The sequence below is a fragment of the Bartonella elizabethae F9251 = ATCC 49927 genome (assembly GCF_000518165.1).
Classification (GTDB): domain Bacteria; phylum Pseudomonadota; class Alphaproteobacteria; order Rhizobiales; family Rhizobiaceae; genus Bartonella; species Bartonella elizabethae.
Map to the genome: position 1 here is coordinate 346,971 of NZ_JADB01000001.1, position 26,876 is coordinate 373,846.

20 protein-coding genes are annotated in these 26,876 nt (G+C 37.4%); 15 read left to right on the top strand and 5 right to left on the bottom strand.

What is annotated here, in order from left to right; all coding sequences use genetic code 11:
* Positions 1 to 58 precede the first annotated feature (58 nt).
* The 14 genes from T429_RS10760 (at position 59) to T429_RS10560 (ending at position 16,274) form a co-directional block, all read left to right on the top strand.
* Positions 59 to 295, top strand: coding sequence for a hypothetical protein (locus tag T429_RS10760; RefSeq protein ID WP_026500833.1), 237 nt, complete (start codon positions 59 to 61; stop codon positions 293 to 295).
* A gap of 18 nt (positions 296 to 313) precedes the next feature.
* Positions 314 to 982, top strand: coding sequence for a response regulator transcription factor (locus T429_RS0101745; RefSeq protein ID WP_005773852.1), 669 nt, complete (start codon positions 314 to 316; stop codon positions 980 to 982).
* Positions 979 to 2,397 carry an ATP-binding protein gene (locus T429_RS0101750; RefSeq protein WP_005773851.1) on the top strand — a complete coding sequence of 473 codons (1,419 nt, stop codon included), beginning with the start codon at positions 979 to 981 and terminating at the stop codon, positions 2,395 to 2,397. The genes T429_RS0101745 and T429_RS0101750 overlap by 4 nt, the downstream gene beginning before the upstream one ends.
* A 265-nt stretch (positions 2,398 to 2,662) precedes the next feature.
* Positions 2,663 to 3,445 carry a tetratricopeptide repeat protein gene (locus T429_RS0101755; protein WP_005773850.1) on the top strand — a complete coding sequence of 261 codons (783 nt, stop codon included), beginning with the start codon at positions 2,663 to 2,665 and terminating at the stop codon, positions 3,443 to 3,445.
* A gap of 231 nt (positions 3,446 to 3,676) precedes the next feature.
* The gene (gene ccmE / locus T429_RS0101760; RefSeq protein WP_005773849.1) at positions 3,677 to 4,156 is read left to right on the top strand and encodes a cytochrome c maturation protein CcmE; all 480 of its coding nucleotides are present in this window, start codon (positions 3,677 to 3,679) and stop codon (positions 4,154 to 4,156) included.
* Between the two features lie 7 nt (positions 4,157 to 4,163).
* Positions 4,164 to 6,143, top strand: a complete 1,980-nt coding sequence (locus T429_RS0101765) for a heme lyase CcmF/NrfE family subunit (RefSeq protein ID WP_005773848.1) — start codon at positions 4,164 to 4,166, stop codon at positions 6,141 to 6,143.
* A 1-nt stretch (position 6,144) separates the two neighbouring features.
* Positions 6,145 to 6,597, top strand: coding sequence for a cytochrome c-type biogenesis protein (locus tag T429_RS0101770; protein ID WP_005773847.1), 453 nt, complete (start codon positions 6,145 to 6,147; stop codon positions 6,595 to 6,597).
* Positions 6,598 to 6,769: 172 nt separating this feature from the next.
* Complete coding sequence (locus tag T429_RS0101775; RefSeq protein ID WP_005773845.1) at positions 6,770 to 8,281, top strand: Do family serine endopeptidase; 1,512 nt, start codon at positions 6,770 to 6,772, stop codon at positions 8,279 to 8,281.
* A gap of 81 nt (positions 8,282 to 8,362) precedes the next feature.
* Positions 8,363 to 9,049: a response regulator transcription factor gene (locus T429_RS0101780; RefSeq protein WP_005773844.1), complete on the top strand. Its 687-nt coding sequence runs from the start codon at positions 8,363 to 8,365 to the stop codon at positions 9,047 to 9,049.
* Complete coding sequence (locus T429_RS0101785; protein ID WP_005773843.1) at positions 9,046 to 10,428, top strand: sensor histidine kinase; 1,383 nt, start codon at positions 9,046 to 9,048, stop codon at positions 10,426 to 10,428. The genes T429_RS0101780 and T429_RS0101785 overlap by 4 nt, the downstream gene beginning before the upstream one ends.
* Positions 10,429 to 10,523: 95 nt before the next feature.
* Positions 10,524 to 13,448, top strand: coding sequence for a bifunctional [glutamine synthetase] adenylyltransferase/[glutamine synthetase]-adenylyl-L-tyrosine phosphorylase (locus tag T429_RS0101790; protein WP_026500834.1), 2,925 nt, complete (start codon positions 10,524 to 10,526; stop codon positions 13,446 to 13,448).
* 778 nt (positions 13,449 to 14,226) lie between these two features.
* Positions 14,227 to 15,060 carry an outer membrane protein gene (locus T429_RS0101795; protein WP_005773841.1) on the top strand — a complete coding sequence of 278 codons (834 nt, stop codon included), beginning with the start codon at positions 14,227 to 14,229 and terminating at the stop codon, positions 15,058 to 15,060.
* 285 nt (positions 15,061 to 15,345) lie between these two features.
* Complete coding sequence (locus tag T429_RS10555; protein WP_164713647.1) at positions 15,346 to 15,507, top strand: hypothetical protein; 162 nt, start codon at positions 15,346 to 15,348, stop codon at positions 15,505 to 15,507.
* Positions 15,508 to 16,130: 623 nt separating this feature from the next.
* Positions 16,131 to 16,274: a hypothetical protein gene (locus tag T429_RS10560; RefSeq protein WP_154645783.1), complete on the top strand. Its 144-nt coding sequence runs from the start codon at positions 16,131 to 16,133 to the stop codon at positions 16,272 to 16,274.
* 187 nt (positions 16,275 to 16,461) lie between these two features.
* Here T429_RS10560 and T429_RS0101810 read toward each other — a convergent pair whose 3' ends face one another.
* From T429_RS0101810 to T429_RS0101830, 5 genes are all read right to left on the bottom strand, one after another.
* Positions 16,462 to 17,352: a metallophosphoesterase family protein gene (locus T429_RS0101810; protein WP_005773840.1), complete on the bottom strand. Its 891-nt coding sequence runs from the start codon at positions 17,350 to 17,352 to the stop codon at positions 16,462 to 16,464.
* A gap of 898 nt (positions 17,353 to 18,250) precedes the next feature.
* Entirely contained in the window at positions 18,251 to 20,347 is a 2,097-nt protein-coding gene (locus T429_RS0101815) for a glutamine amidotransferase (protein ID WP_005773839.1), read from the bottom strand.
* Positions 20,344 to 23,142, bottom strand: a complete 2,799-nt coding sequence (locus T429_RS0101820) for a DUF4159 domain-containing protein (protein WP_005773837.1) — start codon at positions 23,140 to 23,142, stop codon at positions 20,344 to 20,346. Before T429_RS0101820 ends, T429_RS0101815 begins: the two co-directional genes overlap by 4 nt.
* Positions 23,139 to 24,050 carry a DUF58 domain-containing protein gene (locus tag T429_RS0101825; RefSeq protein WP_026500835.1) on the bottom strand — a complete coding sequence of 304 codons (912 nt, stop codon included), beginning with the start codon at positions 24,048 to 24,050 and terminating at the stop codon, positions 23,139 to 23,141. Before T429_RS0101825 ends, T429_RS0101820 begins: the two co-directional genes overlap by 4 nt.
* Positions 24,051 to 25,082 carry an AAA family ATPase gene (locus T429_RS0101830; RefSeq protein WP_005773835.1) on the bottom strand — a complete coding sequence of 344 codons (1,032 nt, stop codon included), beginning with the start codon at positions 25,080 to 25,082 and terminating at the stop codon, positions 24,051 to 24,053.
* Between the two features lie 249 nt (positions 25,083 to 25,331).
* On the opposite strand from T429_RS0101830, the gene T429_RS0101835 reads away from it, so the two are divergent.
* Positions 25,332 to 26,585 (top strand): CCA tRNA nucleotidyltransferase, encoded by a 1,254-nt coding sequence (locus tag T429_RS0101835; protein WP_005773834.1) that lies wholly within the window; start codon positions 25,332 to 25,334, stop codon positions 26,583 to 26,585.
* Positions 26,586 to 26,876: the final 291 nt, after the last annotated feature.

Consider the following 26,876-nt stretch of genomic DNA (forward strand, 5'->3'; position numbering starts at 1 on the left):
AAAACATTATTTCTTTTATCTTATCAGAAGATTAAGAAGATAGGTTATTGAAATATCTATGATGAAAAAATTTTTCTTGTTCGTGATAATAGCATCTTTTTTAGGAGCCGATTCTGTTATGGCTGCTGGTTGCGCTGTGGTGGGTAAGAAGGTTGCAACTCAGGAGAAGGGGGTTCTCGTCCGTTCAAAACTGGTTGCTCAGGATGGAAGAGATATGTGTGCAATTGTAGTTGTTATTCCAGCCCATAATGGTGAAAAGTTGCGACGCGTTGAGGTTGTGGTTCCCGCCGATTAGCATTTGGTAGATATTGTCATGCGTATTTTAATTGCCGAAGATGATCGAAATCTCAATCATCAATTGGTAGAAGCTGTAAGACGTGCAGGATATGTTTCCGATAGTGCTTTCGATGGTGAAGAGGCTTATTTTTTAGGGCATACAGAGTCTTATGATGCGGTAATACTTGATATAGGTTTACCGCAGATTGATGGTATTCGTGTTGTTGAAAAGTGGCGTCAAGAAGGGCGCACTATGCCTGTTTTAATGCTAACGGCACGAGATCGTTGGTCTGATAAGGTACTCGGTATTGATGCAGGGGCTGACGATTATGTTGTGAAGCCATTTCATTTGGAGGAAGTGATGGCGCGCTTGCGGGCACTTATTCGTCGTGCGACAGGACATGCAACAAGTGCCTTATGTTGTGGAAATGTTTTGTTGGATACAAAGACATCCCGTGTTTTTGTGGATGGTCAATTGATTAAACTAACCTCTTATGAATTCAGACTTCTGTCCTATCTCATGCATCATTGTGATAGGGTCATTTCAAGAACAGAGTTGACCGAACATCTTTATGATCAGGATTTTGATAAGGATTCAAATACAGTGGAAGTTTTTGTAGGGCGGTTACGCAAGAAGCTTGGCGTGGATTTGATTGAGACTATTCGAGGTATGGGATATCGCGTGAGAACGCTAGGTGATGAATGAATGTTTTCAAAGAGGATAATTGGTTTCAGAAGTTCTTTTTTGTCATTACGCGATCGCTCAGTTTACGTGTTATGATCTTATCAACTCTATGGGTTGTTATTTCTCTTTTATCAATTTCTGCAGTGAGTATTTTATTTTATAAGCGTTCAACTGAAGAAAGCCTAGAGCGTATCCTTTCTGCTCAACTCTACAGTTTGATTGCAACAGTAACGGTTTCACCGGAAAACACTTTGAAAGGAGGAGCTGGAATTGATGATATTCGTTATGCTGATCCAACAACGGGATGGTATTGGGAAGTTGTTGCGATATCGCATAATTTAAAAGGAAGATTGACTTCCCCCTCATTGGGAACAGGAGAGATCTTTACACCCAGCGATGTTGATATACCTTTTGACAATAAATTCTTTCGCTCTTATCGAATAAAGGGAAACAATGGCCAAAAGCTAAAAGTCATAGAGAGTGATGTTGTTCTTGATAGTAAAAATCATATTGCACGTTTTCGGCTTGTTGGAAATATTGATGAAGCGCATGCTCAAGTAAAGGAATTTAAGCGAACTTTGCAAATTTTTCTTTGGAGTTTTGGTATTGGGAGTGTTCTGATTAATATTGCTCTTATTTTCTTTAGTTTTCAACCGTTGAAGCTTATTCGACGCGCATTGAATGATATTCGAGAAGGAAGAGTTCACTATGTGAATAGCGATTTAGTCAGCGAAGTGATGCCGCTTGTTCAAGAGATGAATGCTCTCATTAAGAATAATCAGCGTATTATTGAGCGATTTCGCACACAGGTTGGTAATCTCGCACATTCATTGAAAACACCTTTGTCCGTGATTATGAATGAGACAGATAAGATGCGCGGAGAAAAGGCTTGTTTGTTGAGAGAGCAAACGCAAATCATGCAAGCTCAAATCAATCGTTATCTTCAGCGGGCGCGAATTGCTGCACAATGCGATAGTATTGTCTATCATACATCTGTTCGCAGTGTGGTTGATCGTTTAGTGCGGGTTATGAAAAAGCTTAATCCTGACAAACAAATTGAATTTATTATGGATGTTGATGATATTGTTTTTTCTGGTGAAAAGGAAGATTTAGAGGAAATTATAGGGAATTTGATTGAAAATGCTACTCAGTGGTCTCGCGCAAAGGTGTTGATCTCTTGTTATTTAGAAGAAAACCTTGAAGAAGAAAAATATTTTAGTATCTTTGTTGAAGATGATGGTCCTGGTTTAACAGAAGATAAAATTGATGAAGCGTTAAAAAGAGGGCGGCGGTTTGATGAAAGTAAACCGGGGACAGGTTTAGGGTTAGCTATTGTCGCAGATATGGTTAATGAATATGGTGGTACTCTCTTTTTATCGCGTTCTGTCTTGGGGGGGTTGTGTACAAAAGTTTTATTACCCAAAATGGGAGAATAACATATCTTCTCCTTAAACAGAAAATGTCTATAAACTTTGTAAAGAAATATTTAGACAATAAAAAAAGGAGGGAGGGATTTCAGAAGATCCGTATTTATAATCAAACTATGAAAATAAAGCCTTGTTTGATCTATTGAGAAAAATGAACAATAGATTTTACGATGTTCTTCATAAAAAGATGAATTTTTATCATTTCACATCACTCTTCTCGTGAAGAGGGTAAAGGTAAGCGAGTTATCTTCTGTTTGTATTGGAAAAAAATGATATGCTCTTACACATTTTTGCAGCATTTTTTCTCACTTTTTTGGCAATTATTCTTTTTCTTTCACTACATTTTGACGATGGGGTAAAGGAACAGTGCCAAGTCCAAACCATGAATGATTATAGAAGTCATATCCATACGGTTGAGTCTCGTAAGCTTTATAGGCATTATAAAAAAAGAAATATTCTTAAAACACTAAGTGTTTTGTTTGTTCTTCTTATGACGTGGAGTATCTATGGGTTGACAGGCAATCCAGAAGTAAAAAGTTATTTTTTTAGCGAATTAATGGATAAGAATCCTAAACTTCTCAGTAAGCAAGAAAAGCTTGTTCGTCTGCAAGTGCTTTTTTTTCGCTCTCCTCATGATGGTAAGCTAGCCGATGCGTTAGCGGTAGGGTATCTTGAAGAAAACTATTTTCAAGAAGCTGTGAATACTTATTTAGATGCCCTTCGCTTAAATGGAGAAACAGCACCAAGGCTTGTAGGATATGGTTTAGCGTTGGTTGGTTATGAAGGGGGAGTGATAACGCAAGAGGCACAAAGAGCTTTTCAAAAAGCAGTAGATTTAGCGCCAACAGATTTTTATCCGCGTCTTTTGTTGGCTGATGCATTTCATCAAGCTGGAAAAACGGCGCAGGCAGTGCAGTTTTTACAAAGTTTTCTTGATACAATGCCTAAAAATTTTGCAGGACGTTCACGGGTTGAAAAAATGATGATTCAGTTACGTGCTTCGTCAAATGAGCAAATAGAGAAAAGTGATCATTCTGGAAGAGGAAGGGATAGGTAAAGGAGGTTGAAGAACAGAAATGAAGAATGTCAAGAGCGCGGCACAGGTTGTTATAGAGTAAATAAAAATTGGTGTAAAAACTAAAAAAGGGAGGAAAATATTGATAAGCGTGTTGGCAAAAGTGAGGTATTGGATAAAAAGTTGCACCTATAGAGAAGATGTGCAAAGCTCTTAAAAAAATAAAATATGGATGCTTATAGAACGTGTTTAAAATTTTTTTGTAGAGTGTCTATGAACAATCAATCTTTAAAGAACTCTGCTTCGTTAAAGCTTATTTTAAAGCAGCGAAAAAAAAGGCGCTTACGGATCATCTTATTGTGTTGTTTGGTTATGGCAATTGCAGCAAGCCTCCTCGTATATGCAATGCGTCATGCGGTCAGTTTTTTTAGAATGCCCTCTGAAATTACAAAAGAAGATATTTTAACCAGTCGCCCTTTGCGTTTGGGCGGCTTTGTTGAAAAGGGGAGCGTTCAATATGTTGGAGAGAGTGGCGTTATTTTTTTTATAACGGATAACACAAAGCATGAAAAAGTATTTTTCAAGGGTGTCTTACCGGATCTTTTTCGTGAAGGTCAGGGGGTGATTGTAGAAGGGCATTTCGATAAACAAGGTTTTTTTATAGGGACGCGTATTTTAGCAAAACACGATGAAACTTATATGCCTAAAGAAACCGCTGATCGCTTGAAAAAACATTACAGTGTGGAGAAATAATTCAATTGTGCTTATTGAACTGGGTCATATTTTTTTAGCCGCAGCATTTTCCGTAAGCTTATTAGAAGCTTTCTTACCTGCTTTAGGTTTTTGGAGGCAAGAGCGTTTGTTAATGCAAACAGCTATCCCTCTCACATATATCACTTTTACATTATTGCTCTTCTCTTTTTTAGTGCTGATTTACGCTCATGTTGTCTCTGATTTTTCTGTTTTGAATGTTGTTGAGAATTCTCATTCAGAAAAACCGATGCTCTACAAAATCACAGGTGTTTGGGGCAACCACGAAGGCTCTATGTTGTTATGGATTTTAAGTCTTACTTTTTTTAGTGCATTAGTGGCCTTCTTTAGCCAAGATTTGCCAGAAGATTTTAAGACACTTGTTTTAATTTGCCAAAGTTGGATTACAAGCGCTTTTCTTTTATTAATTCTTTTTGTATCCAACCCATTTCTACGTGTGAATCCACCAGCATTACAGGGAAATGATCTCAATCCTCTTTTACAAGATATCGCATTAGCGATTCATCCTCCCCTCCTTTATTTAGGTTATGTTGGTTTTTCACTTTGCTTTTCTTTTGCCATTGCATCATTGATTATCGGGCATATTGATAGGATTTGGGCGCATTGGGTTCGTCCTTGGCTTCTCCTGTCTTGGTGTTTTTTGACATTGGGGATTATGGTTGGCTCCTATTGGGCTTATTATGAGCTAGGATGGGGAGGATATTGGTTTTGGGATCCTGTTGAAAATGTTTCGTTTATGCCTTGGCTTTCCGGAACAGCTCTTTTACATTGTACTCTTGTTCTTGAAAAACGAGGAATATTGAAAAGTTGGACTTTGTTTTTAGCACTGCTAACTTTTTCTCTTTCTCTAATAGGAACATTTCTTGTTCGCTCTGGTCTTTTAATATCTGTTCATAGTTTTGCTTTTGATCCTACTCGGGGGCAAGCAATTCTTGCACTTTTATTTTTCTTTACGGGAGCTGCTTTTCTTCTTTTTGCCTTACGCATCCCTCTTTTAAAAACAGAAAATTTTTTTCAACCCATTTCACGCGAAGGGTTTATTGTTTTAAATAACTTGTTACTGACAACAATAACAGCCACAGTATTGATTGGTACGCTCTATCCTTATTTTATTGAGATGCTAACAGGGCAAAAAATTTCTGTAGGGGCTGTTTTTTTTAACCTTACCTGTGGACCGCTCATGCTTTTGTTGTTGTTGCTTGTTCCGTTTGGATCAATGATGGCATGGAAACGGGGTGATTTTCTCGCCGTTTCTGAACGGTTGTGGTTTGTTTTTGTCTTGGTTGGTATCGTCTGTTTTATAATATTTTACGCGACATCTGTGCGTGATATTCTTGCAGTTTTAGGCATTGGGCTCTCAGCGTTTGTTTTTTTAGGCAGTTTAGCGGATTTGTGGGGAAAGAGTGGATATCACAAGGTAACTTTTGGGGGGCGGGTTAAGAGATTTATAAAATTACCATGGTCGGCTTTTGGTGCAGCAATGGCGCATATGGGATTAGGCGTTACATTATTCGGTATTATTTGTGTGGCAAGTTTTGGGCAAGAACGCATTTTAACCATGAACATAGGAGAGTGGGTGACGATAGCGGATAAAACACTTCATTTTGATGCCGTGGATAATCGTTTTGGTTCGAATTATTCGGCAATGGAGTTTTATTTTAAAATATATGAAAATAAAAAAATCGTGGGTCATATCACAGCTTCAAAGCGATTTTATTCAAGCCAAAATACATCAACAACGGAAGTTGGTCTTCAAAGTTATGGCTTATCACAGCTCTATATTGTGCCGGGACATCTCGATAATCGGGGTCTTGTTGTGCATATATGGTGGAAGCCTTATATAATATGTATTTGGTTAGGGGCATTCATGATGGCTATGGGCGGATGTTTTTCCCTTCTTGGATATTGGTTTCGCACTGGAGCCTACAAGAGGGTGTTGCTTACTTTAAGTTTTAGGAGAGGACATTGAGATGAAAAAAAATCTTTGGCTTTTATGTTTTTTAATCGCAATGTTTTCTCTTCGATTAGCGATAGCAGTAGAGCCGGATGAAATTTTAAAGGATACAGCTCTTGAAAAGCGCGCGCGCGATATTTCATCGCATTTACGGTGTCCGGTTTGTCAAAATCAATCAATTGATGATTCAGATACTTCTCTAGCCCGTGATTTAAGGCTTTTAATTCGGGAAAAATTAAAAATGGGCTATAGCAATCAGCAAGTGATTGACTTTCTTGTTGAGCGATATGGTGAATTCATTCTCTTAAAACCGCCATTGAATAAAACAACTTGGTTTTTATGGTTTTCACCTTTGATGATTATCATCATTGGTGCAAGTGTCATATTTTTCCAGTTAAAACGGTATAAGCGTGCGAAAATAATGATTGTAAATGCAACGGGGGAAAACAGTCAAAAAGATATTACATAGAGGGAAAAATTTAGCTCATTTGCAATAAGCAATCAACCTTATTGTAAATGATATTGGTGGATACTAAAATCTTACAAAACTTTAACAATTTAGACAGAAAACGGTAAGGTCTGGTATTTTATAGGTGATCAGATTGGGATAGAAAGTATGATTGAATAGGAGCATAGAGTAAATGTTAAAAAAAACTTTCTTTAAAACATTTGTCGCAGTAAGTTTTTCCGCAGTATTGGAGAGTGCACTTTTTTTTAGTGGATGTACAGCAAGCTTATGGACGACAAAGGCTCATGCAAGTTCTGTATTTACTTCGTTGGTGCAACAACAGGGATTTGCAGATATCGTTGCTCAAGTGAAACCAGCGGTTGTTGCGGTGCAAGTAAAGAGCAATAAAAAGAAAGAAGATTGGTTCTTTAGCAACTTTTTTAGTGGTCCAGGGATTGATCAATTACCAGATCAACATCCTTTAAAAAGGCTTTTTAAAGAGTTTTATGATTTTGATAAGCCTAAAAATAAATTTCCCCATCATTCACAAAGACTCCGTCCTATCGCTTTTGGATCGGGTTTTTTTATTTCGTCTGATGGTTACATTGTGACCAATGATCATGTGATTTCTGAAGGCACAAGTTATTCTGTCGTTCTTGATGATGGTACAGAATTGAATGCAAAGCTCATTGGGAAAGATCCAAAAACTGACCTTGCAGTCCTAAAAGTAAATGACAAAAGAAAATTTTCCTATGTTGATTTTGGAGATGATTCAAAGCTTCGCGTTGGTGATTGGGTTGTTGCTATTGGTAATCCATTTGGCCTTGGTGGAACGGTGACAGCAGGGATTGTTTCGGCCCGTGGACGAGATATTGGTACCAGTAGTTATGATGATTTTATTCAAATTGATGCTGCTGTTAATAGAGGAAATTCCGGAGGTCCAACGTTTGATTTGAATGGCAAAGTTGTTGGCGTTAATACAGCGATTTTTTCTCCTTCAGGAGGCAATGTGGGGATCGCTTTTGCTATTCCGGCAGGGACAGCGAAACAGGTTGTACAACAGCTTATCGAAAAAGGTTCAGTTCAACGTGGTTGGCTTGGGGTTATGATTCAGCCAGTAACGAAGGAAATTTCTGATTCGATAGGTTTGCAAGAAGCAAAAGGTGCTTTGGTGACTGATCCATTAAAAGGACCAGCAGCAAAGGCTGGTATCAAGGCAGGTGATGTTATTATTTCAGTGAATGATGAAAAAGTTAATGATTCTCGTGATTTGGCAAAGCGTATTGCAAATATGAGTCCACAAGAAACCGTGACTTTAGGGATTTTTAGATCTGGTAAAGAGGAAAAGATCAAAGTTAAACTTGCTGCAATGCCTGAAGATGAAGGTAAGAAAGAAAGTTCAAAATATTTAAATGAACGGGGTAATTCAGATGAAACATTGGAAGATTATGGGTTAATTGTTGCTCCTTCTGAGGATGGTTTAGGATTGGTTGTAACGGATGTGGATTCGGATTCAGATGCTGCAGATAAGGGAATCCGCCCAGGTGATGTTATTGTGACAGTGAATAATAAATCTGTTAAAAAGACCTCTGATATTACCGATGCAATCAAGAATGCCCAAAAGCTAGGGCGAAAAGCTATTCTCCTACAAGTGCGAACAAATGATCAAAATCGTTTTGTCGCTCTTCCAATTTTCAAAAAATAGCACTTTATTATGAGTGGGACAGAGATTTTGTAGATTTCTGTCCTACAATACAATTTTATAAAAATAACGGAGATGCGTTTTATGAAAATACTCGTTATCGAAGATGATCGTGAAACAGGACGTTATCTCGAAAAAGCTTTTTCGGAGGTTGGGCATTCCGTTGATGTTGCCTATGATGGTGATACTGGATACGCTTTAGCTGAAACAGAAAATTATGATGTTATGGTTGTTGATCGGATGCTTTTGCATCGTGATGGGCTTTCTATTATTGCTGAATTGCGTGCTAAAGGTAATGAAACACCCGTTCTCATTCTTTCAGCTTTAGGGCAAGTCAATGATCGTGTGACGGGTTTGCGTGCGGGGGCGGATGATTATTTGACAAAGCCTTATGCTTTTTCTGAACTTCTTGCGCGTGTTGAAGTATTACAACGGCGGAAGAATCCTAAAGAAGCAGAAACTGTTTATTGCGTAAGCAATCTTGAGCTTGATCGGTTAGCCCATACAGTAAAACGGGGTGATAAAAACATTCTATTGCAACCACGAGAGTTTCGTCTCCTTGAATATTTAATGCGCTATGCGGGGCAGGTTGTTACCCGTACGATGCTTTTGGAAAATGTTTGGGATTATCATTTTGATCCGCAAACAAATGTCATTGATGTTCATATATCGCGCTTGAGAGCCAAAATTGAAAAAGACTTTGATGTTCCACTTCTTCATACGGTGCGTGGCGCTGGATATATGCTGAAAGCACCAGATAACAAAGCATGAATCGTTTGATGAATATAATGCGCACGACTGCGCTAAGGCTTTCAGCACTTTACATTTTATTGTTTGGATTGGTGGCAACAGGTCTTTCTATTTATATGACAGCCTTTTCTGCTTCGCTGTTAAAAGAGCAGACTGAACAGGCTTTACATGAAGAATTGAAGTATATTGAAAATGCTTATAATTATGGGGGGCTTTCTTTATTAATGCGTACGATAGATTATCGTTCAAGGCAACCTGGGGCATTTCTTTATCTTGTTACGGATCCTATGGGGCGTATTTTAGCAGGCAATGTAGCACGTATTGAATTAGGTCTTTTGCAACAGAATGGTTTTATTTCTACTTCCTTTTTATATTCCCGTTTTGGAGAACATGGCAAAACAAGTGAACATCGCGCTTTGGCGGTTGTTTTTGATTTACCTAATGCTATGAAGATCCTTATAGGACGCGATTTGGATGAGCCCGAACGTTTTGCGGCGGTTATTCGTAAAGCTGTAATCATAGCACTTGCTGCAATGGTGGGAGGTGCTTTACTCATATGGTTTTTTGTTGGCAGAAGAGCTTTACAAAGAATTGATCAGGTCACGGCAGCATCACGGCGCTTGATGGATGGTGATTTCAGTGGGCGTTTACCTGTTTCTGGGGTAGGGGATGAGTTTGATCGATTATCAACAAATCTTAATGTGATGTTAGACCGCATTGAAGAGTTAAATATTGGTTTACGTCAAGTATCAGATAATATTGCTCATGATCTAAAAACACCGTTAACGCGTCTTAGAAATCGTGCTGAAGAAGCGCTTACGAGAAACAAGACAAAGCTTGAATATCGTCAGGTTCTTGAGAGTGTTATTGCTGAATCAGATCAACTTATTCGTACGTTTAATGCGATTTTAATGATTTCGCGCATTGAAGCAAGCAATGCAATTGAGCATCTTGAGATGATGAATATGAAACTGATCCTTGAAGATGCTGTTGAGCTTTACGAACCTTTTGCTGAAGAGTCAGGTGTTTTACTTCAGTTAGGAGATATCTTTGATAAAGAACTTAAATTAAATCGTGAGCTTGTTGCGCAAACAATTTTTAATCTTATCGATAATGCGATTAAATATGCCTCTAAAGATGGAGGGAAAGCGAAGGTTTGCTTATCAATGGAATATCGTGATGAACATTTATTAGTTATTGTAAGCGATAATGGTCCAGGAATAGCAGAGGATAAACGTGAAAAAGTTACAGAACGATTTGTTCGTCTTGAAGAAAGCCGTACACAACCTGGTTTTGGGATTGGTTTAAGTATAGCAAAAGCAGTTATGAAGCTACACGGGGGCGAATTGTTACTTGAAAATGCAAATCCGGGACTTAGAGCTGTTTTGTTATTTCCTTAAAGATATTTTTCACTTTTTTCTTTTCATACGGAACGACTATTTTAAAAGTATAATGCAATAGAAAGGAAGGCAAAATGCTTTTCAAGGGAGATCAGATGAAACAAGCTTTTTTAAAAACACAGCTTCTCCCTTTATGCCCTCTCAATGAAAGTGGTTCCCAATGGTTAAAAGATATGGAAGAACAAGCAAGGAAAGAAGGTTTAGAACTGCTTGTTTCTTTCATTTCAGAGAATGGAATGCAGATTGATTTTATCCGTTCAGTTATGACCTTGTCTCCTTTTTTGCGTGAGGTTTTAATTGCTAATCCATCCTATCTTAGTCCTTTATTGCATGTTGATATAGAAACGAGGATAAGCGAAATTATCGATGATATTACGGTTATTGATCAGGATAAATCAATAAATGAAGCTTCGTTAATGGCTGCTTTAAGGCGCAAAAAACGAGAGGTGCATGTCCTCATTGCTTTAGCTGATTTGAGTGGTGTTTTTACTTACGAAGTTTCATGTACTTGGTTGACACGTTTGGGTGAAGCAGCATTAGGTGTAGCATTGCGTTTTCTCTTAAGAGAAGCGCATGATCATGGTAAGATTACTTTGCTGAGCCGTGAAAATCCGGAAAAAGACTGTGGTTTAATCATTTTAGGGATGGGAAAATTAGGAGCAGGAGAACTTAATTATTCTTCTGATATTGATCTTATTGTTTTCATTGATGAAACGTCTCCTCATATTGGTAATCTTTCTGAAAGTGTCGACGTATTTTCTAAAATGGTACGCCGATTAATCCGTATCATTCAAGAGCGCACGGCCGAAGGATATGTTTTTCGTCTTGATTTTCGTCTTCGTCCAGATCCAGGATCAACACCTTTGGCTTTACCAGTAAGGACTGCCTTGCGTTATTACGAAGGGCGTGGACAAAATTGGGAACGAGCCGCTATGATTAAAGCACGTCCAGTGGCCGGCGACAAGAGAGCAGGTTTTAATTTTCTTAAAGAGCTTTTTCCCTATGTGTGGCGAAAATATTTAGACTATGCTGCGATTGCTGATATTCATTCGATCAAACGTCAAATTCATGCGCATAAAAGTTACGGTCAAATTGCCGCTTATGGACATAACATAAAGTTAGGTCGTGGTGGTATTCGTGAAATTGAGTTTTTTGTTCAGACACAACAACTTATTGCTGGTGGACGTTTTCCTCAATTACGTGGACGTCAGACAGTTGCAATGTTAGCAGAACTTCACACACTTGGTTGGATCAGTGAGAAAACGCGAGATAGTCTTATAAAAAGTTATGCTTTTCTAAGAAATGTAGAACATCGTATTCAGATGCTTGCGGATGAACAAACGCATCTTCTTCCAAATGATATTTCTCAATTCACGAGTGTTGCTTATTTAATGGGCTATCAAGACAAGAGCAGTTTTATCCGTGATTTATTAAAAACACTTCAGGTTGTTGAAAAACACTATGCAGCACTGTTTGAGAATGAACAAGAACTCGGTTTAGAAACTGGCAATTTAGTTTTTACAGGAGAAGGAGATGATCCGGAGACATTAATAACATTAAGCCATTTAGGTTTTGAAAGAGCGAGTGATATTTGTCGTATTATGCGCACCCTCCATTGTGGTCGTTATAAAGCAACGCAATCCGCTGAAGCGCGTGAGAGATTAACAGAATTAACACCAGCTCTTTTGAAAGCTTTTGGTGCAACAAAACGAGCTGATGAGGCAATGTTGCGTTTTGATAGTTTTTTACAGGGCTTACCCTCAGGAATTCAGCTTTTTAGTCTTTTGCAGTCTAATCCCTCCCTTTTAGATATGCTTGTCTTGATTATGGGGGCTGCGCCACGTCTTGCAGAAATCATTACACGCAGATCTCATGTTTTTGATGGAATGTTAGATCCTAATATTCTTTCAGAATTGCCGACAAAAACCTATTTAGAAAAACGGCTTGAATATTTTCTTGAAGATGTTTCCTCTTATGAGGAAATTCTGGACCATTTAAGGATTTTTGCAGATGAGCAACGTTTTTTGATTGGTATTCGAATTTTGAATGGCACAATTACAGGAGAAAGAGCAGGTTTTGCTTTTACTGCGCTTGCTGATCTTATGATTACAAAAACATTTTCAGCTGTTCAAGAGGAGTTCTCTCGTCTTCATGGCTTCATTAAAGGGGGGCGTGTTGGCATATTGGGAATGGGAAAGCTTGGAAGTCGTGAATTAACAGCCGGTTCGGATGTTGATATCATGTTGCTTTATGAACACGATGATGATGCAGAAATATCTGATGGAGAAAAGCCTCTTTACATCTCTCAATATTATACGCGTTTAGCACAGCGTTTTGTTTCTGCTTTATCTACCCTTACAAGCCAAGGTGTTCTTTATGCCGTTGATTTAAGGTTACGTCCCTTAGGCAATAAAGGACCTGTTGCTGTTTCTTTTCCATTTTTTAAAAAATATTATCGTCAAGAAGCATGGATATGGGAATATCTTGCTTTAACAAGGGCTCGAGGTATTACAGGAGATCCTGATTTTTTACAAAAACTAGAAAATGAAGTGTGTACAATTATTGCTCTTTCTCGTAATAAGAACGAAGTTGCAAAAGAAGTATATGAAATGCGCTCTTTGATTGCAAAAGAAAAGCCGCCAAAAAATCAATGGGATTTTAAAACGATGTCTGGTGGCATTGTCGATTTGGAGTTTATCGCTCAATTTTCTCTTATTACGCATGTCATTGAGTTTCAAATTGGGGCGACGACAGCCGATATTTTAGATCACTTACCAAGAAGTTTTCTTAATCAGTCATCTATTGCTGATTTACATTATGCTTATCGTCTCTATACAAATTTGAGTCAAATTATACGGCTTTGCTTAAGTGATCCCCTTGACCCCAATGATATGCCACCTGGATTAAGTGACCTTTTGTTAAAGAGCGTTGGGGAACCTGATTTGCTTCGTGTTGAAAAATTAATTGCAGAAACTGGGCAATTGGTCTGTTCAATTTTTACAAAAATTATAAAATATTAAATATTTTTTATAATGCTTTTATGAAAGTATTGAATGTAATTTTCAGTTAAAAACTAAACGGATATTATAGAATAATAAAAACTTTTCATTCCCTTTTTATATATTAAATTTGATATTTCATTATACGCTTGAGAGCTTTAGAGAGTAAATTTTTTTATTGGTTTATCAAGTGTGATGAAAGAATTTTTCTGTTAAAATAAGCTTATCCTAGGCATTATTCTTCATACAAAAAGCAATGGAATAATGACTTTTAGTAAATAATACTCTTTGTGAGTTTAGCTTACGGGTATGATAGAAGCATATAGCTCATTTATAAAGCATCAGTCTATCAGATATACTTATGAATTGAGAGATCTTCAACACAAGAAGGTGTGCAAGAGTGTTTTTATCATACAGATTTAGATAAAATCTTATAAAGATTATGGCTGTATATGGTTTCTTATAACATGAATATTACGAAGATATTTAAGTAAATAAGATAAAAAGTTTTGTTGATTATCTCTCTTATTTTTCAAAAATTAATTTTATAATTATTGATATAATGCTGGATAATAATGTGAAATATGAATCTATAAAATCCAATAGAGATTAAATAAATAAAGAGAAATATAAAGAGTATTTAAAATTTTTTACAATATTATTTATTTAAAAAATAATTTAATATTTAAATATAAACTTTGATTTTTTATAACTGTGTCATTTTTGCTATAGATTTTTTGCAAAAAATGTGAAAATATCCACCATTATTTACGTCAAATTAGCTTTTAGGGGAGCAATTATGATTAAAAAGTATTTAATATCAACATCTATCTTTTCTTTAATGTCAATTTCTGTATTACAGGCAGCAGATGCTGTTGTTCCTGAGCAACATGTTCCTGTTATTACAGCGCCTGCTTTTTCTTGGACAGGTTTTTATATTGGAGGACAGATTGGTAACTTTTCAAGTAAAATTAAAGCAAGTTATTTAAAAGATGAGAATGCAGGACAATGGCTTCCAATTGGAAAGGAAGATTTACCTAAACTTTCCGGTTTTATCGGTGGTATTTATGCAGGTTCCAATATTGATATCGACAATGGTTTTATTATAGGTGTTGATACAGATCTCATGTGGTTTAATAAAAAGGGTACAAAAGATCACAATTCGCCACAAGAAGATAAAACTGAAGAATCAGCATCAGCATCAAAATCAAAAGTTATAACAGTAGGCACTAGTGATGATGAAGATCATTCGGCAGCCTCTGATGGAGTGGTGTATCACACTTTAAAACAAAAATGGGCTGGTGCTACACGAGTAAGATTTGGTTTTTCTTTTGATCGTTTGATGCCTTATGTGGCCGGAGGTGTTGCTTATACACAGCTTAGCAACATAATCTCTAACAAATCTAATACGGAAAATAAAGCGAGTGATCTTGCTAATTTAGTGCATGATGAAAAAAAGACCATGATTGGTTATACTCTTGGTGGGGGGGTTGATTTTGCAATGACTGATAATATTCTTTTGCGTGCAGAATATCGTTATTCAGATTTTGGTAAGAAGAAATTTGTGCAAGATAAAGTTGAAATGGACTACAAGACAAATGACTTCCGTGTGGGGGTCGCTTATAAATTTTAATTTTTTGCAGAATTAAAAAATTTAAAAGCCTCATTTAAAAATGAGGCTTTTATTTTTCAAGTAGGTACTGGTAAATACTCCTCTACTGAGAAGAGGTACTATTTTATTTGGACAATAGTTTGATTTATAAAAACAAATTACTATTTCATTTGGAATAAGAATTCAAAATATCGTAGAATTCTCTCATTTAAAACCTATTCCACGTCGAAACAATCAAAATCATTTGTCTGTACGTTATAAGCTAGGAAAGCCTGTGCGTATAAAGACATTCAAGAAAGAATAAAAATGCTTCTTATGAACCGTCTCGAGTGCCAAGAGATATTTGTAACATTAGGGGGCAAAGTGTGTAATGGTAGCAAATTTCTTCTTCATAAACGCAAAAATATGCGGCTTAATGGGACTTTACCTAAACCATTCATGGGAGTCGTCGTAAAAGGGCTTGAATAGCAAAAATGCTTCTTTAAAATAAACGCGTGAATAGGCAATCCAATGACATTCTCTTGTATTTGAAAGACCTCTCATACAATTGAATTTCTTATTGTTCGTTATCATAAAATATTTTATTTAATAACAAAAAAAATCGCATCCACAAGATAACTCAAATAGTAAAAAATCACACTATAATTTTCTTATTATTATTGGATAATTTATGCTTTATTATAGATAATAATACAATAAATAAAAGAGTATTATAAAGTGATTTATAGGAAAAAATAGATAGAAAATTAGACATTTATCAAGATATAAAAAACATTATTCTCTATGTTTATTATTAAATGAGAAGCGATGAATTTTATAAATTTTTCAAATATTCGATAATAACTATCATGTATAATAGTAGGGGGGTATTTCAAATCTATTTGCTATAAATCAATATCATTTTTTATGAATTACAGGGGGGATGGATTATTGAAATTATATGTTTTAGTTATTATTGGGCTTTTTATCGTCATTGATATTTAGGCATGGAAGCTAAATGCGTCTCTCTATATCCTATAAAATATCATGATTATAGGGGGATGAGAATTTTTCCTATGAGATCATTTAGAGAGAGTGCGCAATGAAGTGTAATGGCAAGGTTTGTAGAACTTTGTGAAGTTAAGTCATATGCGCAATCAGCAGGTGGAACCCGTACGAAAATAATCCAGATTATTTCTAGATCAGATAGGGGAGAAATTTTTGTCCTTAAGAATGGAAAGGAAGTAAACCAATGAATTTGTAAAGTGAGCCACATAAGAAGGGTGGCCAATGGAGCTCTCTGAGAGAAATTGAGCTATCGACAGAGAAGGTAGAGTTTTTTCTTGTTAAGGGAAGGAGGGCAATAAAATTATGATTTATGAAAGGGAGGATATGAAGTGAAAATATTTTCGTTTTTTGTTTTTTTGACAACTTTGGAAGTGTTTAAAGATTAATTGTTTCAGTACAGGCGATTTCGTTTTGGGGGCTGATAACGCTATAACGTTGCAATTGACAGTGCCATTGATTTTTTAAGCGTTCAATGGAAAATAAGTTAAAACCGGCGGGTGGTTTTTTATCACCAAAAGCTTGTGATGCGGAAGGAACACCAACAATAGGAATTTTTTTAATTGGTCCTTCAATCCACTTCAATGTGGGTAAATGAGTATGCCCGTGAACAATAAGTTCGCAACCGTGGTGTTTGATAACCTCTAGAAAACGTTTTGTATCTCGTAGTTTTTTATGCCAAGATGTTGCTTTGGGAAAAGGGGGATGGTGGATCATGACAACACGAAAAAGGTTGCGCTGTGCTGCTTCTTTTAAAAAGTGCGGTAACGTTCGCGCTTGCATTTTACCAAAATAACCAGAAGCTTGAAAAGGTGGAGTCGCAATGGCTGAAGAAGCAGCTATGATGGCGACATTTTCGCGAATGCGCATATAAGGAAACGGAAAGGCACTTTTTTGAGGTACGTCCCCTGTGATCCAAGGTTTAAAGAGTATACATGCTTTTTGGAGGGCTCCGCGGACATAAGCATCATGATTTCCAAATGTCAAAGAAATATCTTGAGGTTGTCCTAAGGTCAGGAGCCAACGACGCGCCTGTTCAAATTCCTTATCAAGAGCAAGATTCACAAGATCACCAGAGATCACAACATGATCAGCCTTTGTTTTGTTCAAGGCATCTATTAAAGTTTCGAGGACATTTGTTGCCATTTGACTCTTACGTTTTTTTTGCCAATTTAAGTAACCGGTAAGACGCTTTCCAGAAAGTTCAAAAAGGGAAGGTTTCGGGAGAGGGGAAAGATGTATATCCGATATATGGGCAAGATAAAACATAAAATCTCGTAGAGTATTAAAAAGGATTTAAAGAATAAGCATAAGATAAGTTGGTGCTTAAAAGCAAGAAAGATTGTAAAAGGAAAAATAGCTTATTGAAAGTAGGAGAAAATTCTTTGAAGAATTGATGCTATCTTGTATATCTTATGACAAAGGACAGCGTAATACAACAGACCATTCTTGGCAAGCGATATGTCTTTTGTATGATGGGATAAACTTTAAAATGATGGTCATAAAGTTTTAAGACTTTTAAACAGCTTTTATACGACCACACATTATCATAAAAATTTAATCGTTCAGTGAAAGTGCAAAAGAATATATTGTATTTATCGGGAATTTTTATGGTTTTGCGCTGCCATATATCGTTTTTAATGGGATCACGCTTCTCATGCAAAACAGAACGCCTTAAGAGGAATATTCCAAATAAAATATTGTGTTGTCCATTCACATATTTTTTTGAAAAAATATTTTCCAGTGCCTTTGATTTCATTTAACGAAAATTCTTCAAAGCTATGAAAAGCCTCGTTTATAAGGTTTTATTCATGCACCACCATCTTTACGCTTATACAAGGGGCAAACCAAAACGGTTATATTATCCCATCAAAATTTTATAAAAATCCTTGTTTTAAGAAGATTCTTAAGAGGAATTTTATTCTTTTCTTCAATGGTTTTTATCCATGCAGCACCTCTTTTAAGGATGTGTAAAAGAATGATTTTAATTGATTTAATATGAACAGGATTACAAATAAGGAAAATCCTAACAGGAATAATAACTCGATATGAAGAAGTGGTAAATTATTCAATGATAAGTCAATATCTCATCTCATTGTAAAAGATAAGTAAATATACAAAAAGATCAGCTTAATTTAAAAACTGCTCTACAAAATCTCAGTATTTTTTAACGACCTTCACGATACCACATGCTGCTCAACAGTAAAAGACACACAAGCAGGGCAAAAAAACCAGAAAATACCGAAAAATAAAAGGTATCGATTAAACGCGTTTCTGTCGCTTCTTTTAAAATAATTGAATGTGCTGGGGAAGATGACAGATTTGTTTTTGATTGAATGAGCTTGATTGGAGGAAGATAAATGTTTTCTTTTCCCTCAGGGTGTAAACGTCCGATGTAGCCACCCGTGTGCTTAATAATGGAGGCTAATTTTTCTTGTGTTGAAATTAAATCAAACAATTCAAGATTATCGAGCATCCCTACAGAAGCAAGTATTGTTAAATCGTCATTTTTGATGGTAAAAATCCCTGTCTCATCAGTAGCTACAGTTGCGGAGAAGAGACCTTCTTGCTCTTGAGTGAGGATGATCTTTTGTTTTTTTCCAGAAGGCAAAGTTATTTCAGCGGGTTCTGGATGGTCTTTCAGAGTTTGGCGGCGAATTGTTAAATGATGATGGTTGCTGGTCGCACTTAATTTTTCTTCCTCAAGTTCTGGTTCTTTCATGAGCCAATGGGCAATTCGGCGATAAAGAGTTGCATAAGGACCACCACCTTCAAAACCTCGTGCCCAAAGCCAACTTTCATCGGAAAGCAACATACCTACACGCCCTTTATCAATATGGGAAAGAATTAAAAGTGGCTGTTCATTGGCTCCTTTCATGAGGGCGGTACCGTTGTTTATGTTTTGAATAGCAATTTGTCGCAGCCAGCGTCCCCATTGAGAAGCTGGAAGGTTAAGTGTTGCAAGATCCCTTGTGACAGGATGACGTTCACCTTCTTTGGTTAACGCGGGGCGAAAAGGTTTTTCAAGAATAGTTCCATTGGGCAATGCCGGTAGAATGCTTATTAAAGGTGTTTTTGCAAGTGAGTTTTTTTGGGTAAATTCAGGTCCTGTTACCATCAGCAATGCACCACCCTTTTGTACATATTGGGCGATATAATCATAATAGATTAAAGGTAGAACATCAGAGTGTTGGTAACCATCAAGGATGATGAGATCAAAGTTATTAATCTCTTCAACAAAGAGCTTTCTTGTGGGAAAGACCACCAAGGATAATTGGCTTAAAGGGGTATTATCTGCTTTGGTGGGGGGACGTAAAATCGTAAAGTGAACAAGATCAATATTGGAGTCACCTTTCAAAAGGTCACGCCATGTCCGTTCTCCATTATAAGGGGCGCCTGAAATAAGAAGAACGCGTAAATTTTCTCTGATTCCCTCAATAGTTGTTATGGCGCGGTTGTTTTCAATGCTTAGTTCACCTTTATAAGGTTCAGTTGTTGCTTGGATAATATTTTTTTCAGCATGGGGAAGGATAATTTCAGTTTGAAAAATAATACCAGGAGTCACAGAATAATGACCAACTTCTTGTCCATTGACACTGAGTGTAATATTGGCTTTCTGTGGTATCGTTTTTGGGCGGACTCCTTGATCTTTTACCAAAATGGAAAGCCTTTGTGGTTTGTTGACAAGAGCAAAGCGTGGAGGAGAAATAAACTTGATTTGACGGTCAAATTCATCTGAGCGTCCTGTGATCAGAGCATTAAGAGGGGCTTCATGATGAAGATCTGATAGGGCAGGAATGTCATGTACTTGTCCATCAGTGATAAAAATGGTTCCTGCATAACGAGAGGGTGGTACATCAGAGAGTGCTTGTGTTAAAGCATCAAACAAATTTGTTGAGGGGGTATATTGATGATCAGCCAGTTTTCCAGCTTCAATAAAACGTGGTTCAAATTGTGGATAATGCGCCAATGTTTTGATTAATTGCGCACGTGCTTTATCACTGTCGTCTATCCGTGTTCCAAAAGTTTGGCTTTTGCTGCGGTCAATAACAATACCTATTGTGCTTTTTAGCGGTTCGCGCTGTTCTTTGATAATCATTGGATTAAGCAAAGCAAGAATGAGAGCGCTCAATGTCATCAGACGAAATAAAGATCCTTGACGTTGTGTAACAAGACCAACAACGACAAAAAGAATGGATATTCCGCTTAAAAGCAGAATCCAAAAGAGAGGTAAAAAAGGCTGAAAAGTGAAAAGTGGTATCATTGCCTTCTTTCTCTTTTAAAGCGTTCCAAGAGCGCTGGAACATGAATTTGATCTGCTTTATAGTTTCCAGTAAGCACATAAAGGACAATATTTAAGCCTGCACGAAATGCCCATAGACGTTGCATTGGATCATTGGGAACAAGGGGATATTTCCATGTTCCTTTTTCATCGAGTGCCCAAGCGCCGGCAAAGTTATTTGCGGTGATGAGCAGGGAACTTACATTATCACCAAGGCTAAGAGAATTTTTATTTTTTTTGTTCGTTGATGAGGATTCAACCCATAAAGGTGAACCACGGTAGAGACCAGGAAAATCTGGCATAATATAAAAGGAACGCGCAACAACATGATCTGTTGAGGCTGGCTCAATGGAGGGAATGTTTAACCCTTTTAAGATGGTTCGTAATCTTTGCGTTTCTGGAGTAGCATCTCCTTCAAGATTAAGATTGCTTTTTATCTGATCACGCGTGTCAAATAAAATGGTTCCTCCATGTTTCATAAAGTTATTTATTTTTTCAATGGCTTGGGGGCTGAGTATAGGACTCTGAATATCAATTGGCCAGTAAATAAGAGGATAAAAGGAGAGTTCATCTTTATCGAGATCAAGTGCTCTAACAGAGCCGGGGGTAAGCATTGTGCGCTCTGCGATAAATTGGCTTAAAGCTTCTAGACCACTTTTACTCGTTGTATCAATTTCATGATTGTTGGTTATAACGTAGGCAAGATGTGTTGCACCAGCGGCTTGCACACTATCATGATGATTTTCTGTCGTTTGTGCATGAAGCGTTGGATCATATGAAAATAGGCCAATCAGAATGATGAGAGGAAGAAAAAACAGATTACGCCGTTTATTAAAAGAAAAAATACCTCCCATCCATAAAATGAGAAAATGATCAAAAGCAAATAATAAGAGGGCTAATCCTAAAAGGGGACCGATAAGATTTTTTTCTTTTGTCTCGTAAGATAAAGGATTCTTATTAAGAGAAGTTGGCAATGATGATTGTTTCATCAAGCGCGATGAATGGTTTAAGAGATTAAGCGCATAAAAGTCATTTTTGACCCCATAAAGCCCTGGGGGAGTATGATAGGAAGGACGGGGCGGATTTTGAGTGTCAAAGATCAGTGGAACAACATCAGAGGACGGTACTTGTAATTGTCCATCGGCGGCTATGGTTCGCCAAGGATTTTGTACCCTTGTTCTTTTTTCTCTGTGTGTTGGGTTTGTGTTTTCAAAAGATCCTAATGTGATTAGTTTTTGCAACATTTGTGCAAAAAATCCGGAAAGAGGAAGATTAGACCATGTAGGATCAGGGGCAATATGAATGAAAATGAGGGTTCCTTTCCCACGCTTTGCTGCGGTAATAAGAGGGGTCCCATCCGAAAGGCTGAGCCATGTTTTTTCAAAAAGATCTGGGATTGGTTCTGCGAGAACTTGGCGCGAGACAGTGACATCTTCTGGAAAAGGAAGGTCAAAGAAAAAGCTATTTTTTGCAAAAGGGGCAAGTTTTTGTGGCTTTGTCCAAGACATAATACTCCCAAGAGAACGTTGCCCCTGACGTAGCGGTACCGGAAGGAGACTATCGTAATGTTCTGCACTACTGAGTTTTTCTCCTGCAAAGCGGATGAGTGTCCCCCCTTTATTCACAAAATCAGAAAGCTTTTTTTCTGCTTTTTCAGGGATATTAACCATGTCGCCCATAATGAAAACAGATGGATTTTGTTGAAGTAAATGATCAATATCTGTTGAAAGTTCTCTTCCACCGGAATTTATAAGCTGTGTATGACCTTGTAGTGCTTTGATAATGTAATAAAACGGAGTAAGTAAAGGCTGTGTCATTTCGTTGGTATCGGGAGAGAGAAGAGCAACACGGCTTATCCTGCTATGGCTGTCTACTAAGAAAGTTGCAGCAGCATGGTTTTGGTTATTGACTTTTATCCAAGCGATATCGTTGCGTAGTTCAAGGGGGACATCAAAAGGAATAAGTGCTGTTGTTTCGCCTTCAGAGAAATTTTTCGTAAATTGACCGAGCAATTGATTATTTGAATCGTAAAGGTTGAGTGTAGCGGGCGTTGTGCCGTGTGTTGTTGAGCGAATAATACGCGCGCCCATATTTCCATTGTTATTTTCTATGGATGTTATGCCGATTAAATCGGAAATATCAGCCAAATACCACAAGAAGTTTCTAGGTTTTAATTCTTCAAGTAGAGCAAAAGTTTGCTCATCGTCATTTGTTTGTAATCCATCGCTTAAATAAGCAATATCAAGAGGCTTTCCTTTGTTTATTTTACTGAATTCTTTTAAGATATGCACACGATTTACAGGCCAAGGACGCGGTTGCAAATGCATTAAATACTGTTTTATAACTTTTGCTGGTTTGGATTCCACATTGGAGATATCATTTTCAGCTGTTGCAATAAGATAAATATTTTTTTGCTGTTTTTCTGCCTGTGTAAGGAGCATTTCAGCGCTAGAGATACGTTTTTTCCATTCTTTTACAGATGCCCACCCATTATCAATAATGAGCGCAAGGGGTTGAGATCCGGAAAAACTTATAGGTTTTTGATTCCAAGTGGGGCGGGCTAGAGCGATGATAACCAGTGCGGCTATGGTTAAACGCAACAAGAGTAACCACCAAGGGGTATGTTTTGCTTTTTCCTGCTGATGAGTGGGTTTGGGTAAGAAGCGGAAAGGAGGAAAGAGCTCTTTACGTGGAGATGGGGGGGTTATCCGCAACAGCCACCAAATGACGGGTAGAAATAAGAGCCCTAATAACAGAAAGGGAGCAGTAAAACTCAAAGTGCCCTCCTTTTTTGCAATGAAGAGTCGCCCATTGTATTTGCAAGATGCAAAATGGTCTCTGTTAAAGGTTGATCTGTTGGACTGACGTGATAAGACCACCCTTGGCGTGCGCAAAAATTTACCAATTCTTGTCGACGTGTTTGATATAGCTTACAATAGCTCTTACGAAGATTTTCTGCTTTTCCAAAAATGTGTTTTTCTTTCGTTTCAGGATCAAAAAATTCCGTATGACCTGTGTAGGGAAAGCTTTCTTCTGCAGGATCAGCAATTTCAATTAAATGAGCTGTCACCTGTTTTGTCGATAAAGCAGTTAAATGTTGGATGATTTTTTCAGGGTGATCGAGAAAATCACTCATTATAATGGTGTGTGAAAAGCGTGTAATCGTTGAAAAATCTGGAAATGAATTTTCATCTGAATGATTTTCTAAAGCAAATGCTATTCGTTCTATGACATTGGATGTCATTGTGGGAGGCACTAAGTTGGGAATAGCAATATGTTCGCCGCACCGTGCCAGAAGTGATGCCAAGGCAAGGGTTAAAATGATGGCATGATTGCCTTTAGAGATTTTAGAAAAGCGCGAACAGTAATGCATTGATGGGCTCTGATCAGGCCAAAGCCAAACGGTTTGCGTCATTTGCCATTCGTGCTCGCGGAGATAGGTATTTTCATCACGCGCTGAGCGACGCCAATCAATGCGGGTAATGGATTCTCCCTTCATATAGGGACGAAATTGCCAAAAATTTTCTCCATGACCGCGTTTGCGTTGCCCATGCCATCCGGTTATCAGTGTATTGGCAATATGACGCGCTTGTAAAAGGAAATATGGCATTTTCCCATTATCCTTATACAGCTCTTTTGCCAGCGACAATGGAGGTTTTTGTAAAACTTTTTTGCCAATAGCCATTTAAAGAGCATCTTTCACAAGGTTATTGATAATATCTTTTACGGTTATATCTTCAGCACGAGCAGAGAAATTAAGCGCCATACGATGTTGTAATACGGGATATGCCAACGCTTCAACATCATCAAGTGAAGGGGCTAAACGCCCATAATAAAGAGCACGCGCACGAACACAAAGTGAAAGAGCTTGTGATGCGCGCGGGCCAGGTCCCCAAGAAACATAAGTATTGGCAAGGCTATTGTCTTTATCAGGGCGGGCTGAACGGACAATTTTTAAAATAGCTTCAATCACATTTTCTGAAAGAGGCATTTTGCGGACGATATTTTGAATTTTTTGTAATTTTTTAGCGGATAAAATTGCTTTTACATTTGATTTTTTTTCTTTTGTTGTTTCTAAAATGATCCGCCGCTCTGTTGTAAGATCAGGATAATCAATATCAATTTGCATCAAAAAGCGATCGAGTTGAGCTTCAGGAAGTGGATAGGTTCCCTCTTGTTCGAGAGGATTTTGCGTTGCAAGAACATGAAAAGGTTGTGGTAAATCATAACGGGTTCCTGCAACGGTCACATGATATTCCTGCATAGCCTGTAAAAGAGCTGACTGTGTGCGTGGAGAGGCACGATTGATTTCATCAGCCATGAGAAGCTGTGTGAAAATGGGACCTTGAACGTAGCGAAAAGAACGCTTCCCCTCTTTATCGGAATCCATGATTTCAGAACCGATAATGTCCGATGGCATTAAGTCTGGGGTAAACTGGATACGTTTTTCATCAAGTCCTAAAACGGCTCCCAATGTTTCCACAAGACGTGTTTTTGCAAGCCCCGGAGCACCGACAAGAAGAGCATGACCACCAGCAAAAATAGCCGTTAAAGCATATTCAATGATATGACTTTGCCCAAAAATAACTTTGTCAATTTCTTGTTGTATAATATCTAATTCTTTGTGTGCCGTATCAATATCCTCAATAATGACTTGGGCCTCATGTTTAGTATTAACCTTTTTCACAGAATTAGATGCTGGATCACGGTGACTCATATTTTTTCCTTAAGGCGTTTGTCGCAAAAATGGTAATTTTCTCTGCATGATAATGGATATCTTATTGTTTGTAACAGAAAATGAGAAGAAAAGAAGCATCATAAGCCGTTTTTTTTCATATTCATGTATAGATAGAGAAAAGTTTTTTTGAAAGAAAGAGGCTTGTTTTATAAGGAATGTTTTAAAAACTTTGTTTTATGAAGAGAGTTTTTGAAAGCAATGAATACAACTTTTTTGAAAGGTTAAAGGGTGAATATAAGGCAGAACTTCAAACAGGCTGCGTGGTTACAACAAAGTGATGTCCAAACACTTCTTCGTATTTTATCTTTAGAGGGGGAAGAGGCACGTATTGTGGGGGGAGCAGTGCGCAATCAACTATTAGGGCAACCTATTAGTGATATTGATATTGCGACAACCTGCTTACCGCAACAGATTATTGCACGTGTAGAAGAAGCAGGATTTAAAGCTATTCCGACAGGGATTGCTTTTGGTACAATAACAGTGGTTGCGCATTCATGTTCTTATGAGGTCACAACGCTTCGCAGCGACATTGAAACAGATGGTCGTCATGCAAAAGTGGTATTTGGGCGTGATTGGAAAAAAGATGCTGAACGGCGAGATTTTACGATAAATGCCCTTTATTGTGATGCCGCTGGCAACCTTTATGATGATGTAGGAGGCTTGAGCGATATTGCAAGCCGAACAGTTCGTTTTATCGGTTTTGCAGAAAATCGTATTCGTGAAGATTATTTGCGTATTTTACGTTTTTTTCGCTTTTTTGCGTGGTATGGAGCGGGACGACCTGATGGGCAAGGGTTGAAGGCATGTGTTCGTTTAAAACACGGTTTAAAAAAACTTTCTTCTGAGCGTATTTGGGCAGAAATGAAAAAGCTTCTTTTAGCTTCTGATCCAACACGTGCTCTTTTATGGATGCGACAAAGCAGAATTTTGTCACTCATTTTTCCTGAAACAGAAAAATGGGGCATTGATGCAATTCACGCATTGGTGAAAACAGAACAGATGCTTGGTTGGAAAGTTGATCCATTTTTACGGCTAGAAAGTCTTCTTCCTCCTGATCCTGGACGTCTTCATAAAATGGCACAACGTTTGCGTTTTTCCCATAAGGAAACAACACGGTTAAAGGAATGGGCAGAGTTAGAAATAATAAGCCAAAACTGTTCTGATCATTTTGTACAAAAATTGATTTATTTTCAGGGGCGACAGCCGGTTTTAGATCAATTATCCTTGTCAGTGGCTGCATTACATGCCGATATTCCAGAAAAAGGGAATGCTTTGCAAAAAACAGAAGAGTATCTCAAACTTTATCAGCTTGTTCAAAAATGGCAGATTCCAACGTTTCCCATTAACGGTAACGATTTAATAAAAAAAGGTTTTTCAAAAGGTATCCTTTTAGGAAAAAAGCTTAAAGAACTAGAAATGATATGGGTTGAAAGTGGATTTTTAATGGATCGTCATGCCTTATTAGAAAAAATTGATTTATAATAATAATTTACCATTACTCATATGGAATAAGAGCGCCAAATATCGTAAGATTATCTTATTTCAAACTTGTTCATACTACTCAGTCAAAATTATTGCCTTATTCGCCACAAGCGAGGGAAGTCGTGTGAGAAAAAACGATTATAGGGGAAAAATACTTCTTAATAACTCCTATCAAAGATAAAGATTCTGGAAAATAAGAACAGATTAGAGAGAATAATGATAACGGTTTGTATTTTGTATGAGCATAAAGAGAAGGATGCTCAATGCATATTAATATGAGAGGGATTTAAT